The following is a 14,171-nucleotide window of genomic DNA, read 5'->3' as shown; positions in this document are numbered from 1 at the left end:
AAGCACCCGTTTCCGGGTGCTTTTTTGTTTTCAGACGGCCTTAGAAGTTATTTGTCTTCATTGACTTCGCGGTCGTTCAAAGGTTGTACGGGACGGTTGTTTTCGCCGCCGATAATGTCGCGCATGGCCTTAAACTGCGCCGCATCAGCTTGAACCGGAGTTTTTAAGACAACCCAAGTCACGTTTTCGCTGCAAGGCGGCGTTGTTAGCGAGCCTTTTAGTTGGAATGACTTGCTATCTTTAGGCAGCAGGGCTTGGATATTCAAGTTTTTCAAGGTTACGGATTCTCCTGCTTTCAGTTTTTTGGCAGTAAGCGCGGACAAGGCAGGATTGTTTTTGCCCGGTTTAAATACAGAGCCGATGACCGCCAAAGTACCGTCTTCGGCTTGATGGACGAAATGCGCTTCCATCGGGAAATGTTTGCCTTTGAAAGTATGTTCGCTCGGCGTATGGAAGTGGAATTGTTTGAAGGTATAGGTTTTACCGTTAATCACGATGGTTTGTGCCTTGCCTTGCGGCGTAGCTTGAAGGGTATGGCCGTTATTTTCTACTTTGTAGTCGGCGACGTTGTAACGGTATGCCAGTTGTTTGCCTTTTACTGCTTTTGTTGTGGAGAAGTCCACTGGAGATTGCTGTTTACCTGTTTTGCAGACGGCAAAGTCTTCACTCAAGTCGCCCCAGTGTGCAGCATCGTTTTCACCTGTGTAAGACCAATGTGCATGATGGGTTTCGGCGGATACTGTTGCAGTAGAGACAGCCATTAGCAAAGATAAAAAGAGATGTTTTTTCAACATAAAGGCTCCTGTTTATTTACATTAGGTAAAAGGAAAAATTTATACCAAATAAATTATTGATATAAAAAAACTTCTTCATAAGAAGAAAGTTAATGATAGTGGCAATTTGGGAATGTTGGGTTGATATATGGCAAACATTTATCAAGCAATCATTTTTGATTAAATGATTGCAATAAGAGGGTTGATTGTCTTTGTTGTCACTTTGAATGGGAGAGGCCGTCTGAAATTTCTTTCAGACGGCCTGTTTTATTTGATTATGTTGTAAAAAGTCTAAACTCTAATGAATAAAAGTATTTCTCAAGATGAAAGTAGTTGTTTGTAGTGTTGGAAAACATTAATATTGCTGAACGTGTTTTCACGAGATTTTAACTTTGTTTTGGAGAGAATAATGAAAAAATCGATTATCGCTTTGGTTATTGCCGGTTTGCCGCTGGCTGCATCCGCCGAAGTGATTCTGTATGGTCAAATCAAAAGCAGCGTGACCGTCGGTCAAGTAAAAATCAAAGGTGACGCAGGTTCTGAAACCAGCTCCACCGCAACCAGCATCAATGACAATACTTCCCGTATCGGTTTCAAAGGCAGCGAAAACTTGGGCGGCGATTTGAAAGCCATTTGGCAAGTTGAACAAAAAACAGCCATTACCGGCGGTTCTCAAGGTTTTGCCACTCGTGACTCCTTCATCGGTTTGCAAGGTAAATTCGGTAAGATTCGCGCCGGTAAACTCAGCAATATGCTGAACGAAATGGACACCATCGATCCATGGATGTACAAAACCAATGCCGCAGGCTTGGGCATCTTTACCCGTACCGGCAACCGCAACGCCGCCGTACGCTACGACAGCCCGGATTTCGGCGGATTCAAATTCAACGTGTCTTACGCACCGCGCGACAACCGCAATCCTTCAGACAAATACACGCACTCCAAACCGGCCAAAGACCAATACACTGGCGGCGTGAGTTTCTCTAAAAACGGCTTTACCGCCAATGCGGCTTACGGCCACTACAACGGCGCGTACACCGACAAATCAGGCAAAGTCAAAGCGGCGCAAATCGCCAAAGTCGAAACTTATTACGATAAAGACAATCTCTTTGTCGGTGGCGGCGTACACTATGCCAAAGGCCATGAGACAGGCAACGAATATTTAGGTTATTTCACCGATGGTTTTAATCAGTACAAGGGTAGTGACATTACTGCCGACTCAGGTAAAGAGGAAGCCGTGAAAGTGGTTGATGCAGCGGTAACCGTCGGCTACAAATTCGGCAATGTTACCCCACGCATTACTTACGCACACGGCTGGCCTGCCAAGGGCGTGAACAGCGGCGAAAAATTGGTGGATAAATTCGACCAAGTCGTTGTCGGCGGTCAATATACCTTCAGCAAACGCACCGGCGTAGTCGCCCAACTGGCGTATCTGAAAGTCGGCAATAAAACCCGCCTGACTGCAGCCAACAAAGGCGGTATTGAACAAAAAGCCGCTTCTGTAGGCCTGTATCACAAATTCTAAGCCGTCTAGAAAGACAAGGCCGTCTGAAATTTCAGACGGCCTTTTTGTTGATTGAACAGGTTTATTTGTCGTGGTTGCTCAGCGTGGTACCGTGACGGCCGCCACGTTCTTTCAAACGTTGTACCAAACCTTCGACCGTTGTCGGCATACCGTCGACACAGAATGCCTGATACAGGGCGGTGTGCAGGGCGTCGTTGCGGCTGAACGCATTGCCGATCAGCTTCCAATCGCCTTTGCGCGGCTCAATCCAGCGGCGGTTTACTGTATCGCCGTAAGCAAATACTTTGTAAGACGAACGCTTGTCGTTGCTGTAAGTAAAGGATGTGCGGGCGCAATAGAGGCCTTCGACGGAGAGATTGTCGTAGCCTTTGTCGGAGCGCACGTTCAAGACGTAGCGGATACTGTTGTCCGGCGCAGGCATGATTTGCAGGCTGCTGAGCAGGATTTTGGGCTGCTTGCCGTAGGTTTCGTTAACATAGAGGTCGAACCAATCGCCCGATTGGGTATCGGGCAGGGGTGGCAACTCGGCTTTGTGTTCTTTAAATTCGCGTGCGGCAACTTCTTCAGGGCTTTCCTGATAACGCGTGTTGGTCAGCGTATCTTTTTGGCTGAAACCCAAAGCAAATGCTTGAGTCGCGGCAAGGCTGAGAGCGAGAAGGGCAAAACGGCGCATAGACAGCTCCAAAGTGAAAAACGGCTTTATTTTATGGGCTTGCAGGGTGGGGTGCAAGTAAGTGCGGTATAATTGACGTTAATTCTGATAAATATGACGAGTTTTCATCATGAATACACAAACTCTGGATGTCATCGGTTTGAAATGCCCGCTGCCGATTTTGCGTGCCAAAAAAGCTTTGGCGCAAATGCAGGAGGGCGAAGTGCTGACCGTATTGGCCACTGATGGCGGCGCGCCCGGCGATTTTGAAGCGTTTTGCCGTCAGACCGGACATGTTTTGTTGGAATCGAGCGAGGCTGACGGCGTGTTCAAGCTGGTGTTGAAACACAAATAAAGGCCGTCTGAAATGTCTAAATCCGTCGCGTTGTCTGCCGCCGTATTGGCTGTTTGCCTGAGTGCATGCGGCAATGAAAGTGTTTCGCCGCAGAGCGCTGCCGATTATGCTCAAAATGTAACCAACTTATTCCGCCAAAGCTGTGTGGCCGCAGACGGCGATGCCGCCCTTGTCGGCGAGTTTGCCAATGCCAACAAACTGGTTTTATTGTCGAAAAAAGATATGGCCGATTTGCCTGCCGGAATGATGGATTTGGAGGCATTAAGTATTTGGAAGAAAACGGTAAACGGCGCAGATTATTATTTGAGCCTGACCGAAGACAGTTGCAGCGTGCGTACGGCCAAAGCCAACGACCATCTGATTTTCAAACAATTTTTGGCTTTGGCAGAAAACCCGCCGCAGGGTTTGAACGCTGAGTTGCGTGCCGATAATTTGTCGGAAGCCCCGTTGCCTATGCGTCAGATTTCCTACGCATGGCGCGCGTCCGGCAGTCCGAAAGAAACCTTGCTGACCGTCAAAACAACGTCGTCCGAGCATTTTCCGGTACAGGCTGTTTTTTATTTGACCCATCATTCTTACGACAATAAGGCCGCTGTTTTACCTTAGATCGGTTGACGATTGAAACATCAAATTAATAGAAACCGTTACCGCCGAATAAAGGCCGTCTGAAACATTATCAAACCAAACCACTCGAAAGTAAGCTATGCAAACCCTGACCATCATCCGCCCCGACGATATGCACTTACACCTGCGCGACGGCGACGCGCTCAAAGCTGTTGCCCCGTACACCGCCCGACAAATGGGCCGCGCGGTTATCATGCCCAACCTCAAACCGCCCGTCGTCAGCGTTGCCGATGCCCAAGCATACAAAGCGCGCATTATGGCCGCCCTGCCTGAAGGCAGTACCTTCCAGCCGTTGATGACGCTTTATTTGACCGATAATGCTACGCCCGAACTTGTGCGCGAAGCCAAGGCTGCCGGTATCGTGGCTTTCAAACTCTATCCGGCAGGCGCGACCACCAATTCTGATTCCGGCGTAACCGACTTGTTCAAACTGATTCCCGTGTTGGAAGAAATGGCGAAACAGGGCATTTTGTTCTTGGTTCACGGCGAAGTTACCGACCCCGAAATCGATATTTTCGACCGCGAAGCCGCCTTTATCGAGCGCGTGATGAAGCCGGTTTTGGCGCAAGTGCCGAATCTTAAAGTCGTGTTCGAACACATTACCACTGCCGAAGCCGCCCGACTGGTATTGGAAGCAGGCGATAATGTGGCCGCGTCCGTGACGCCGCAACACTTGCTGCTCAACCGCAACGACCTTTTGGTCGGCGGCGTGCGTCCTCATCATTTCTGCCTGCCCGTACTCAAACGTGAAACCCACCGTCAGGCTTTGGTTGCCGCCGTTACCGGTGATAAGGCGCACAAATTCTTCCTCGGCACAGACTCTGCGCCACATGCCAAAACTGCCAAAGAAAATGCTTGCGGTTGTGCCGGTATGTTCAGCGCGATGACCGCCATCGAGCTTTACGCCGAAGTGTTTGAGAAAGCAGGCGCGTTGGACAAACTGGAAGCCTTTGCTTCTAAAAACGGCCCGCGTTTCTACGGCCTGCCTGAAAATTCCGATACCATCACCTTGGTCAAACAAACGCAAACCGTACCTGCCAGCGTGCCTTACGGCGATGGCGAGCTTGTACCGATGAGGGCCGGCGGCGAGATTGAATGGACGGTGCAATATTAAATTTGCCGTCAATAAGGCATAAAAAGAAACAACCCGCTTGAAAAGGCAGGTTGTTTTTTTATTGTTGTTCAGACGGCCTGTTATGGGGAGGAAAGACAGACGAGGCCGTCTGAAAAACTGGATTATATTGTGTGTTTATTCGGTCAACATGGGTTTCAGCGCTTCCCAAGCCTGCGGCAGTTGGGTAAAGCCGTCCGAAGCCATCAAATGGCCGCCTTCGGGAATATGGGTAACAGGGCTTTTGAGCTTGGCCGCCATGTCCAAAGTCAGTTCGGGCGGAACATGGGTGTCGTTGTCGGAAACCAGACAGTGTTTGGGCATGTCGATTTTGCGCAGGATGTCGAAATCGGGCGACGCTGCTTTAATGTAGGCATCGAGTACAGGCAGGGGCGGCAGTGTATCGGCAAAACCGGCGGCAAGCAACAGACCGCCGATTTTTTGCGGCTGTTGGCGGCTGAGGAAGTGAAGGAGGGTAATGCAGCCTAGGCTGTGGCCGACTAGGAAGGTATGGGCATCGGGCTTGCCGATGTGTTGGTCAAGGGTAAACTGCCACGCTGTCGTGCTTGGTTTGTCGGGATTGGGCATGGCGAGGGAGATTGCTTGTGCGCCGGTGCTTTTGACTTGGGCGCAAAGCCAGTCAAACCAGTTGCCGTGCGGGTTGCCTTCAAAGCCATGTACGATATAAACGCGTCGATTCATGTTTTTCCTCCTTCAGACGGCCTGAGACTTTTGTCTAAATCTCTGCCTGTAAGCGTTCATTATACCATGTTTGTTTATGTTTTATTGTTTGTCGCTTGGTAAGGATTTTTGATTAAGCTTTTGTTGTTAAATGATATTTGCAAGAATAATAAAGCAAACAACACGGCAGGGGCGGATGGCTTTGCCGTGTTGTTCGGGTTTGAAATATATAGGGGCCGTCTGAAAAAACGGTTTAGAAATAGCCTTGTTTTTTGCGTTCTTCCATTGCCGCTTCCGATACGCGGTCGTCCATGCGTGTGGCACTTCGTTCGGAAATGGTCGCGGCGGCGGTTTCGGCAATGATGTCTTCGGGCGTGGCGGCGGTGCTGGCAACCGGGCAGGTGCAGGAAATATCGCCGACAGTACGGAAACGGACGTCGCGGATTTGGGCAACTTCGCCTTCGCGCTTCGGCGTCAATGGTGTAACGGGAACGAGCAGGCCGTTGCGTTCGACAACTTCGCGTTTGTGGGTGTAATAAATCGGCGGCAGGGCGAGTTTTTCGCGTGCGATGTATTGCCAGATGTCTAATTCCGTCCAGTTGGAAATCGGGAATACGCGCATGTTTTCGCCTTGGAACAGGCGCGTATTGTAGAGCGACCATAATTCAGGACGTTGGTTTTTAGGATCCCATTGGCCGAACTCGTCGCGGAAAGAGAAGATGCGTTCTTTGGCGCGCGCTTTTTCTTCATCGCGGCGAGCGCCACCCATTAGCGCATCAAAGCCTTGTTCTTCGATGGTTTCAACCAGCGTAACGGCTTGGGCGGCGTTGCGCGAATCGGTTTCGCGGCGCAAGACGACGCTGCCTTTGCGGATGGATTCTTCTACGTTGCCGACCACAAGTTGTACGCCGGTACGCGCGACCGTGTCATCGCGGAACCGAATCACTTCGGGGTAGTTGTGGCCGGTATCGACGTGCAGGAGTTTGAACGGTAGCTTCAGCGGGCGGCCTTCGATTTGGAAGGCTTTGACGGCCAGCGCCAGTAATACGACGGAGTCTTTGCCGCCGGAAAACAGCAAGGCCGGATTTTGGGCGTTGGCAATCACTTCGCGGATGATGTAGATGGACTCGGCTTCGAGCCAGTCGAGGTGGTGGTTTTGGATGGACATTTTTTCTCTCTTTGCAACCTTGGCGACAGTCGATACTTTAGTGAGGCCGTCTGAAAAAGGGAAAGAATGGTTTGTTTGTTGCAAAGATGTTTTTGTTATATTGCAAGGCCGTGTTTTTCAGACGGCCTTTGCGCTTTAACTTATTTTTAACCCGATTTCTCTGACGAAGCGCCTGTCTTGGCGTACACTTTGGTTTTTTATAAATGAGAATGGTTTATGTATCACGGCGAGAGATTTAATGCGTACAGCCATTTGGTCGGTTTCTTATTGGCAGTGGCGGCGTTGGTGCTGATGCTGGTGAAAGCGGTGGAATCGGCGGACGGCTATCGGATTGCCGGTGCACTGACTTATGGAGTTTGCCTGCTGCTTCTGTATTTGGGCTCAACCTTATACCACAGCATTCCGCAGCCGAAGGCCAAGGCGATTTTGCAAAAGGTCGATCATTGCATGATTTATCTTTTGATTGCAGGCAGCTATACGCCGTTTACGCTGATTACCCTTCACGGCGGCTGGGGCTGGTCGCTTTTCGGTGTGTCATGGGGGCTGGCTTTGCTGGGCATTGTGCAGGAGCTGACGATTGGGCGCAAAAGTGAGAAGCGGCTGCTCTCGATGGTGATTTATGTGTTGATGGGCTGGTTGATTGTGGTGGCGGTGTGGCCGCTGATACAGTCGCTTTCGGCCGGCGGGTTGTTTTGGCTGGTGTTGGGCGGCGTATTGTATAGCGTGGGGATTTATTGGTTTATCAACGATACGAAAATCCGCCACGGCCACGGTATCTGGCACTTGTTTGTCTTGGCAGGCAGTTTGACGCAATTTATCAGCATTTATTTTTATGTGTTGTAGTTTCAGACGGCCTGAAATAAAAAAACCTCTCAGTTTGACTGAGAGGTTTTTGTTTGTCGTTAACCTGGGTTTTTGTCGTGGAATTCGTGGAATTCATAGTGATAGGTCAGCTCTTTTCCGGCTTTGGTTTGCGCCAGATAATCGTCGTAAACCGCACGGATTTCCTTACGCAGCAGGAAGAGGGCGATTAAGTTTGGCAAGACCATAAAGCCGTTGAACATATCGGACATACTCCAAACCAAATCCACTTTGCCCAATGTACCCAATACGATGGCCACCAAAACCAGTGCGCGGTAGATGCCCAAGTGTTTGTCGCGGAACAGGAAGCGGATATTGGATTCCCCGAAGTAGTACCAGCCGATGATGGTGGTAAAGGCGAAGAAGGTCAGACAGACGGCGAGCAGTTGCGAACCGAAACCCGGGAAGGCTTTGTTAAAAGCCAGTTGGGTAACCGCAGCGCCGGTTTCGCCGGACAGGTTGGCGTCGGTCAGCAGGATAATCAGCGCGGTTGCCGTGCAGACCATCAGCGTATCGATAAAGATACCGATAAACGCGGCCATACCTTGTTGTACAGGGTGTTTGACGTTGGCGGTCGCGTGAGCGTGCGGGGTCGAACCCATACCGGCTTCATTGGAAAACAGGCCGCGTGCCACACCGAAGCGGACGGCCTCGCGCATACCGATACCGGCCGCACCACCCAATACCGCTTCAGGATTGAAGGCGGCGACAAAGATACTGTGGAACATCGGGATGATGTGGTCGGAGAATTTGAACAAAATAATCACGGCACATAAGATGTAAATCACCGCCATAAACGGCACGACAAATTGCGCGATACCGGCAATGCGGTTGATGCCACCGATGATGATCAGGCCGGCGAATACCGCCAAAGCAATGCCGACAGCCATCGGAGGAATATCGAAAGCCAAATTCATGGCCGAGGCGATGGAGTTGGATTGGGTCGCGTTACCGATGAAACCCAGCGCGATAATCAAGGCGATAGAGAAAAAGCCTGACAGGAAACGCGCCGCGCCACGGCCGATTTTCGGCGTCAGACCATGCGTAATGTAAAATGCAGGGCCGCCGATGTATTTGCCGTGGCTGACCACGCGGTATTTTTGCGCCAAAACGGCTTCTGCAAAAATGGTAGACATACCCAAAATGGCAGACAACCACATCCAAAAAATGGCACCCGGGCCGCCGGCAGTAATCGCAGTGGCGACACCGGCAACGTTACCGGTACCGATTTGCGCGGAAATCGCCACGGCAAGCGCTTGAAATTGAGACAGGGATTTGCCTTCGTGGTCTTTGTCTTTTTTGCTGAACAAGCCGCCGAAAACGGCTTTAAAACCCGCCCCCAATTTGGTAACTTGCGGCGCGCCCAAGTACAGGGTAAAAAACAGGCCGATACCGATTAAGGCGTAAATCAGCAGGTAGTCCCAAAGAACCTGATTGACTGCACCCACCAGAGCAGACAATATTTCTTCCATAATAAAACCTTTAATAAAAACAATAAAAATAAAATGATACGGGTAACTACTCCCACTCATTTTTCGCAGTTGGCAATATCGGCGAGCAGGCCGTTTTGCCATTCGATACCGGTTAAGTTGTTAACAATTTTGACCGATTTTGTCATCATACCGTAAACCTTCGTGAATTAAAACGAAAAACTGACAAAGGTTTGCCGCAAATGTGCTTCTTTATTTAAAAAAGGTTTTTTTGTTTTCAGACGGCCTTTTTTGCAAATGTTCGGGCCGTCTGAATATTTTGGCTAAAGGCAACTTATGATAAAATGCACGCCTTACAAATGAAGCAAATTCCGCCTCAATGCGTGAAAAAACGAAAGGAATCAACATGGCAGGCCATAGTAAGTGGGCAAATATCCAACACAAAAAAGCCCGACAAGATGCCAAACGCGGCAAAATCTTCACCCGTCTGATTAAAGAAATTACCGTTGCTGCCCGCATGGGCGGCGGCGATCCCGGCGCAAACCCGCGCCTGCGCCTGGCTTTGGAAAAAGCCGCTGAAAACAATATGCCTAAAGACAACGTGCAACGTGCCATCGATAAAGGTACGGGCAATCTAGAAGGCGTGGAATACATCGAGTTGCGTTACGAAGGCTACGGCATCGGCGGCGCGGCTTTGATGGTGGACTGTCTGACCGACAACAAAACCCGTACCGTTGCCGATGTACGCCATGCGTTCACTAAAAACGGCGGTAACTTGGGTACCGACGGCTGCGTAGCGTTCAACTTCGTTCATCAAGGCTATTTGGTGTTTGAACCGGGTGTTGACGAAGATGCGCTGATGGAAGCGGCTTTGGAAGCAGGTGCGGAAGACGTGATCACCAACGACGACGGTTCTATCGAAGTGGTTACCGCGCCGAACGACTGGGCGGGCGTGAAAGCAGCATTGGAAGCCGCAGGTTACAAATCTGTTGACGGTGACGTTACCATGCGCGCCCAAAACGAAACCGAGTTAAGCGGCGAAGATGCGGTTAAGATGCAAAAACTGATTGACGCATTGGAAGATTTGGACGACGTACAAGACGTTTACACTTCTGCCGTGTTGAATCTGGACTAAACAGTTTAAAGAACAAAAGGCCGTCTGAAATTTCAGACGGCCTTTTTATATCGAAACCAATCAGATTTTTCTGGTTTTCAACCAAGCCCAAAGCAGCAGCAATACGACGAAGCTGAAATACAAAATACTCCACACCGGCAGGGCGACGCCGAATAGATAGTCCGGCTCGGCGCAGTTGCCAAAGCCGCGGACGATGGGTTCAAACCAATCGAACAAAGGCCAGTCGCGCAGGCGGAAGGTCCAAGGTGCGCCGCAAGAAGGGGCGGTGCCGGGTGGCAGGCTTTGCAGCCAAATTTGATAGGCGGCGACACCGGCGCCGTAAACGGCCGGAGCGGCAATCAACAATGCCGAGAGCGAGCGGGCAAATTTGGAAGATTGAGAACTGAATGCCGTAACAATGGCCAACAGCCCGACAGCCAATACGCACAAGCGTTGCAGGATGCATAATACGCACGGGTTCATGCCCAAAACGTATTGGGAAATAAAGGAGCCGCAGGCGGCAAATATGGAGAGGACGACTAAAAATAAAACAGTCTTGCGGAAAAAGTTCATAACATAAAACCTTTCAGACGGCCTGGACGCAAAACAGCCGCTAAATAACGTTTACTTTAACACAAAACGCATATGCTTTTTTTGATTTGACGGTTTTTTGCGTATGTTTGTTGATGTTGTATAACCATAAATATGGAAACAAAAATGTGTTCCGTATCGAAAAGGCCGTCTGAAATGTTCAGACGGCCTTTAGGGGAGAGACGTTTTATTTTTTCCCGTGAGATTTTTTGACATCTGCTTCAGTAATCGTACCGCCGCCATTATTGAAGGCGTTCATGATGTACGTGGCAACGGCGGCAACATCGGCATCGTTGATGGCGGTAGAAGGCATGAAGCCGTTGTAGGATTTGCCGTTTACTTTAATCGGGCCGTTGATGCCTTTGGTCATGCTTTGCAACAGCACTTGCGGTTTTTTATTGATATAGTCGGACTGGAATAAAGGCGGGAACATGGCACCTCGGCCTTCGCCTTTTTTCCCGTGGCAGGCGGCGCAGTTGGTTTCGTAAATTTTTTGTCCTTTGCTCATCAACGTGGCATCAGCAGCAAAAGCGGTTGGGATGCTGAGTGCGGTCAGAAGGAGCAGGATAGGGCGGAGTGGGAGTGCAGTCATGATGTGTTCCTTTTTGAGTAGTATTTTTGATGGCTACACGCTTGGTTTGCGTTTTAATAGCTTGATGATAACGCTAAAGGCCGTCTGAAAGTGGATTTTTCAGACGGCCTTTGGTTTAGGTCAAATCCAGCCTTGCAGATTGGCCCGACTTAATTGTGCAAGTGCGGCAATCCAGTCGGCGGAATCGTTGAGGCAGGGGATGTAACGGTATTCTTTGCCTCCTGCGGCGTGGAATTGTTCGCGTCCCATAATGGCGATTTCTTCTATGGTTTCGAGGCAGTCGGCCAGGAAGCCGGGGCAGAATACGTCGAGTTTGGTCGTGCCTTGTTTCGGCAGCTGATCAAACAGGGCTTGCGTGCTGGGCTTGACCCATTGGGATTTACCAAACTGGCTTTGGAAAGAAACGATATATTCTTGTTCGGACAAGCCCAATGCCTGCGCCAGCAGTTTGGCAGAATGGTGGCACTCGTCAGGATAGGGGTCGCCGTCGTCGTGATGCTTTTGCGGAATGCCGTGGAAGCTCAACATCAGTTTTTCACCGCGTCCGTTTTGGGCCCAATAGGCTTCAATATGCTGCTTCATGGCTTGAATATAGGCGGCATCGTCGTAATAACGGGAGACGGTGCGGACGCTCATTTGGTTGCGTTGCAGCAATAACTCTTGAAACACTTTGTCCAAAGCCGCGCCAGTAGAAGAGCCGGCATATTGCGGATAGAGAGGAATGACCAGCAATTTGCCCACGCCTTGGGCTTTGAGTTCCTCCAAAACGTCGGCAACGCTTGGGTTGCCGTAAGTCATGGCATGACGGACGATGACATCGGGTAAATGTTTGGTCAAGGCTTCTGCTTGGCGGCGTGTGTAAACCTCAAGCGGCGAACCTTCTTTAAACCAAACTTTTTCATAGGCATGTGCGCTTTTTTTCGGGCGAAAAGTCAATACCAAGCCGCGCAATATCGGTTGCCATAAGAGCTTGGGCAGTTCGACAACACGTTGATCGGACAGGAATTCTTTCAAGTAAGGCTTGACTGCGGCAGCAGTGGGCGCGTCAGGCGTGCCGAGGTTGAGCAGTAGGACGGCGGTACGGTTTTGTGCGGTGTAGGCTAAGGGCGGTTCGGTATGGAAACGGGACATGATTGTGCTTTATTAATTAAGAATATTGAGGCCGTCTGAAAAGCATTTTGAATTAAAACCTGATTTCAGACGGCCTTTTAAAGGATTAATCCACACCGCGGGCGCGGTTTTCATGGAATTGCGCCTGCCAATCGGCAAATTTGCCTTGTTCGATGGCTTCGCGCATTTCTGCCATGATGACTTGGTAGAAATGCAGGTTGTGGATGGTGTTGAGCTGTGCGCCCAAGATTTCGCCGACTCGATGCAGATGGTGCAGGTAGGAACGGCTGAAATTCTGACAGGCGTAGCAGGTGCAGCTTTCATCAATCGGACGCTTGTCGAATTTGTGTTTGGCATTTTTGATTTTCAAATCGCCAAAACGGGTAAACAGCCAGCCGTTACGCGCATTGCGGGTAGGCATGACGCAGTCGAACATATCCACGCCGTGTGCCACGCCGTACACCAAGTCTTCAGGCGTGCCGACGCCCATCAAATAATGTGGCTTGTGTTCTGGCAGGATAGGGCCGACGGCGCGCAACATGCGGTACATTTCGGGCTTGGGTTCGCCAACGGACAAGCCGCCGATGGCCAGGCCGGGGAAGTCGAGTTCTTCCAAACCTTTCAACGATTCTTCGCGCAAATCTTCATACATCGCGCCTTGTACAATGCCAAACAGCGCATTCGGGTTTTTCAGGTCTTCAAAAGCCTTTTTGCTGCGTTCCGCCCAGCGCAGGCTCATTTGCAGCGATTTTTGCGCTTGGCTGTGCGTTGCTTCGCCAGGAGTGCACTCGTCCAACTGCATCACGATGTCGGAATTCAATACGGTTTGGATTTTCATCGACACTTCGGGCGAGAGAAACAGTTTGTCGCCGTTGATCGGGCTTTGGAATGTACAGCCTTCTTCGGTCAGCTTGCGCATATCGGACAACGAGAATACTTGGAAGCCGCCCGAGTCGGTCAAAATCGGCTTGTCCCAACCGATAAATCCGTGCAGGCCGCCGAATTGTTCGATGACTTCCAAACCTGGGCGCAGCCACAGATGGTAAGTGTTGCCTAAGATGATTTGTGCTTTGATGTCATGCAGGTTTTGCGGGTTCATCGCTTTGACCGAACCGTAAGTGCCGACCGGCATAAATACCGGCGTTTCGATTTTGCCGTGGTTCAGTTCCAAAGTACCGCGTCGGGCATGACCGTCTTTTTTGTGTAAGGTAAATTTGAGCATAGTAATAAGAGATTGGACGTTCGCGTGTGTGCGAAATGAAAGGGCAGATTATAAAGGATTTTTCGTTGGTTGACGGCTGGATTTTATCTTTGTCAAAACAATGCTTCAGACGGCCTGGATAATAGAAGAAATAAAAAATGAGGCATAAATCAAACAAAATTATCCAGGCCGTCTGAAAAGTATTTACAGATGCTTGCAAAAGGGAACACGCTTCGTTACAATAAGCGACTTAGATGAAGGCACATAGCTCAGTTGGTTAGAGCACCACCTTGACATGGTGGGGGTCGTTGGTTCGAGTCCAATTGTGCCTACCAAATTTCCATAACGGCTTTATGCCGTTATTTTTTAATGTTTTGGAGCTT

The 14,171-nt window shown here is 50.0% G+C and carries 15 protein-coding genes and 1 tRNA gene; 7 read left to right on the top strand and 9 right to left on the bottom strand.

Going from position 1 to position 14,171, the window contains the following annotated elements:
• Positions 1–47 precede the first annotated feature (47 nt).
• Positions 48–794, bottom strand: coding sequence for a carbonic anhydrase (locus tag CYJ98_RS06005; RefSeq protein ID WP_101755365.1), 747 nt, complete (start codon positions 792–794; stop codon positions 48–50).
• A gap of 388 nt (positions 795–1,182) precedes the next feature.
• Between CYJ98_RS06005 and CYJ98_RS06000 the strand changes: the two genes are divergently transcribed.
• Positions 1,183–2,298: a porin gene (locus CYJ98_RS06000; RefSeq protein WP_101755366.1), complete on the top strand. Its 1,116-nt coding sequence runs from the start codon at positions 1,183–1,185 to the stop codon at positions 2,296–2,298.
• 61 nt (positions 2,299–2,359) lie between these two features.
• Here CYJ98_RS06000 and CYJ98_RS05995 read toward each other — a convergent pair whose 3' ends face one another.
• Complete coding sequence (locus tag CYJ98_RS05995) at positions 2,360–2,971, bottom strand: CNP1-like family protein (RefSeq protein WP_036491852.1); 612 nt, start codon at positions 2,969–2,971, stop codon at positions 2,360–2,362.
• A gap of 109 nt (positions 2,972–3,080) precedes the next feature.
• Between CYJ98_RS05995 and CYJ98_RS05990 the strand changes: the two genes are divergently transcribed.
• The 3 genes from CYJ98_RS05990 to pyrC all read left to right on the top strand — a co-directional run bounded on the left by CYJ98_RS05990 (position 3,081) and on the right by pyrC (position 5,043).
• Positions 3,081–3,305 carry a sulfurtransferase TusA family protein gene (locus tag CYJ98_RS05990; protein ID WP_003681929.1) on the top strand — a complete coding sequence of 75 codons (225 nt, stop codon included), beginning with the start codon at positions 3,081–3,083 and terminating at the stop codon, positions 3,303–3,305.
• A 12-nt stretch (positions 3,306–3,317) separates the two neighbouring features.
• Entirely contained in the window at positions 3,318–3,911 is a 594-nt protein-coding gene (locus tag CYJ98_RS05985) for an NMCC_0638 family (lipo)protein (protein WP_101755367.1), read from the top strand.
• A gap of 97 nt (positions 3,912–4,008) precedes the next feature.
• On the top strand, positions 4,009–5,043 hold the full coding sequence (gene pyrC, locus CYJ98_RS05980; RefSeq protein ID WP_036491856.1) for a dihydroorotase: 1,035 nt from the start codon (positions 4,009–4,011) through the stop codon (positions 5,041–5,043).
• A 135-nt stretch (positions 5,044–5,178) separates the two neighbouring features.
• On the opposite strand, the gene CYJ98_RS05975 is transcribed toward pyrC, so the two are convergent.
• On the bottom strand, positions 5,179–5,742 hold the full coding sequence (locus CYJ98_RS05975; RefSeq protein WP_070814414.1) for an RBBP9/YdeN family alpha/beta hydrolase: 564 nt from the start codon (positions 5,740–5,742) through the stop codon (positions 5,179–5,181).
• Between the two features lie 232 nt (positions 5,743–5,974).
• Positions 5,975–6,889, bottom strand: a complete 915-nt coding sequence (gene cysD, locus CYJ98_RS05970) for a sulfate adenylyltransferase subunit CysD (RefSeq protein WP_101755368.1) — start codon at positions 6,887–6,889, stop codon at positions 5,975–5,977.
• Between the two features lie 216 nt (positions 6,890–7,105).
• On the opposite strand from cysD, the gene trhA reads away from it, so the two are divergent.
• The gene (gene trhA / locus CYJ98_RS05965) at positions 7,106–7,732 is read left to right on the top strand and encodes a PAQR family membrane homeostasis protein TrhA (RefSeq protein ID WP_101755369.1); all 627 of its coding nucleotides are present in this window, start codon (positions 7,106–7,108) and stop codon (positions 7,730–7,732) included.
• A gap of 59 nt (positions 7,733–7,791) precedes the next feature.
• Here trhA and CYJ98_RS05960 read toward each other — a convergent pair whose 3' ends face one another.
• Positions 7,792–9,222 (bottom strand): alanine/glycine:cation symporter family protein, encoded by a 1,431-nt coding sequence (locus CYJ98_RS05960; protein ID WP_101755370.1) that lies wholly within the window; start codon positions 9,220–9,222, stop codon positions 7,792–7,794.
• A 364-nt stretch (positions 9,223–9,586) separates the two neighbouring features.
• Between CYJ98_RS05960 and CYJ98_RS05955 the strand changes: the two genes are divergently transcribed.
• Positions 9,587–10,315, top strand: a complete 729-nt coding sequence (locus tag CYJ98_RS05955) for a YebC/PmpR family DNA-binding transcriptional regulator (protein ID WP_049331317.1) — start codon at positions 9,587–9,589, stop codon at positions 10,313–10,315.
• Positions 10,316–10,375: 60 nt separating this feature from the next.
• On the opposite strand, the gene CYJ98_RS05950 is transcribed toward CYJ98_RS05955, so the two are convergent.
• The 4 genes from CYJ98_RS05950 to tgt all read right to left on the bottom strand — a co-directional run bounded on the left by CYJ98_RS05950 (position 10,376) and on the right by tgt (position 13,809).
• A complete protein-coding gene (locus CYJ98_RS05950) occupies positions 10,376–10,867 on the bottom strand; it encodes a disulfide bond formation protein B (RefSeq protein WP_039864291.1) in 492 nt (163 codons plus the stop codon).
• A 205-nt stretch (positions 10,868–11,072) separates the two neighbouring features.
• Complete coding sequence (locus CYJ98_RS05945) at positions 11,073–11,477, bottom strand: c-type cytochrome (protein ID WP_070873848.1); 405 nt, start codon at positions 11,475–11,477, stop codon at positions 11,073–11,075.
• Between the two features lie 120 nt (positions 11,478–11,597).
• Positions 11,598–12,608 (bottom strand): ferrochelatase, encoded by a 1,011-nt coding sequence (gene hemH / locus CYJ98_RS05940; RefSeq protein WP_101755371.1) that lies wholly within the window; start codon positions 12,606–12,608, stop codon positions 11,598–11,600.
• 85 nt (positions 12,609–12,693) lie between these two features.
• Positions 12,694–13,809: a tRNA guanosine(34) transglycosylase Tgt gene (gene tgt, locus CYJ98_RS05935; RefSeq protein WP_101755372.1), complete on the bottom strand. Its 1,116-nt coding sequence runs from the start codon at positions 13,807–13,809 to the stop codon at positions 12,694–12,696.
• Positions 13,810–14,046: 237 nt separating this feature from the next.
• Here tgt and CYJ98_RS05930 point away from each other — a divergent pair.
• Positions 14,047–14,123: transfer RNA gene (locus tag CYJ98_RS05930), tRNA-Val, on the top strand.
• The last annotated feature ends 48 nt before the right edge of the window (positions 14,124–14,171 follow it).

This window comes from Neisseria perflava, assembly GCF_002863305.2.
Lineage (GTDB): Bacteria > Pseudomonadota > Gammaproteobacteria > Burkholderiales > Neisseriaceae > Neisseria > Neisseria perflava_A.
The sequence above is the reverse complement of the archived record's forward strand: the minus strand, read 5'-3'. Positions and strand labels throughout refer to the sequence as shown.

Excerpts from the sequence above, each read along its gene's own strand:
- CYJ98_RS06005 (WP_101755365.1), bottom strand. The coding sequence starts at position 794 with ATGTTGAAAAAACATCTCTTTTTATCTTTGCTAATGGCTGTCTCTACT.
- CYJ98_RS06000 (WP_101755366.1), top strand. The coding sequence starts at position 1,183 with ATGAAAAAATCGATTATCGCTTTGGTTATTGCCGGTTTGCCGCTGGCT.
- CYJ98_RS05995 (WP_036491852.1), bottom strand. The coding sequence starts at position 2,971 with ATGCGCCGTTTTGCCCTTCTCGCTCTCAGCCTTGCCGCGACTCAAGCA.
- CYJ98_RS05990 (WP_003681929.1), top strand. The coding sequence starts at position 3,081 with ATGAATACACAAACTCTGGATGTCATCGGTTTGAAATGCCCGCTGCCG.
- CYJ98_RS05985 (WP_101755367.1), top strand. The coding sequence starts at position 3,318 with ATGTCTAAATCCGTCGCGTTGTCTGCCGCCGTATTGGCTGTTTGCCTG.
- pyrC (WP_036491856.1), top strand. The coding sequence starts at position 4,009 with ATGCAAACCCTGACCATCATCCGCCCCGACGATATGCACTTACACCTG.
- CYJ98_RS05975 (WP_070814414.1), bottom strand. The coding sequence starts at position 5,742 with ATGAATCGACGCGTTTATATCGTACATGGCTTTGAAGGCAACCCGCAC.
- cysD (WP_101755368.1), bottom strand. The coding sequence starts at position 6,889 with ATGTCCATCCAAAACCACCACCTCGACTGGCTCGAAGCCGAGTCCATC.
- trhA (WP_101755369.1), top strand. The coding sequence starts at position 7,106 with ATGTATCACGGCGAGAGATTTAATGCGTACAGCCATTTGGTCGGTTTC.
- CYJ98_RS05960 (WP_101755370.1), bottom strand. The coding sequence starts at position 9,222 with ATGGAAGAAATATTGTCTGCTCTGGTGGGTGCAGTCAATCAGGTTCTT.
- CYJ98_RS05955 (WP_049331317.1), top strand. The coding sequence starts at position 9,587 with ATGGCAGGCCATAGTAAGTGGGCAAATATCCAACACAAAAAAGCCCGA.
- CYJ98_RS05950 (WP_039864291.1), bottom strand. The coding sequence starts at position 10,867 with ATGAACTTTTTCCGCAAGACTGTTTTATTTTTAGTCGTCCTCTCCATA.
- CYJ98_RS05945 (WP_070873848.1), bottom strand. The coding sequence starts at position 11,477 with ATGACTGCACTCCCACTCCGCCCTATCCTGCTCCTTCTGACCGCACTC.
- hemH (WP_101755371.1), bottom strand. The coding sequence starts at position 12,608 with ATGTCCCGTTTCCATACCGAACCGCCCTTAGCCTACACCGCACAAAAC.
- tgt (WP_101755372.1), bottom strand. The coding sequence starts at position 13,809 with ATGCTCAAATTTACCTTACACAAAAAAGACGGTCATGCCCGACGCGGT.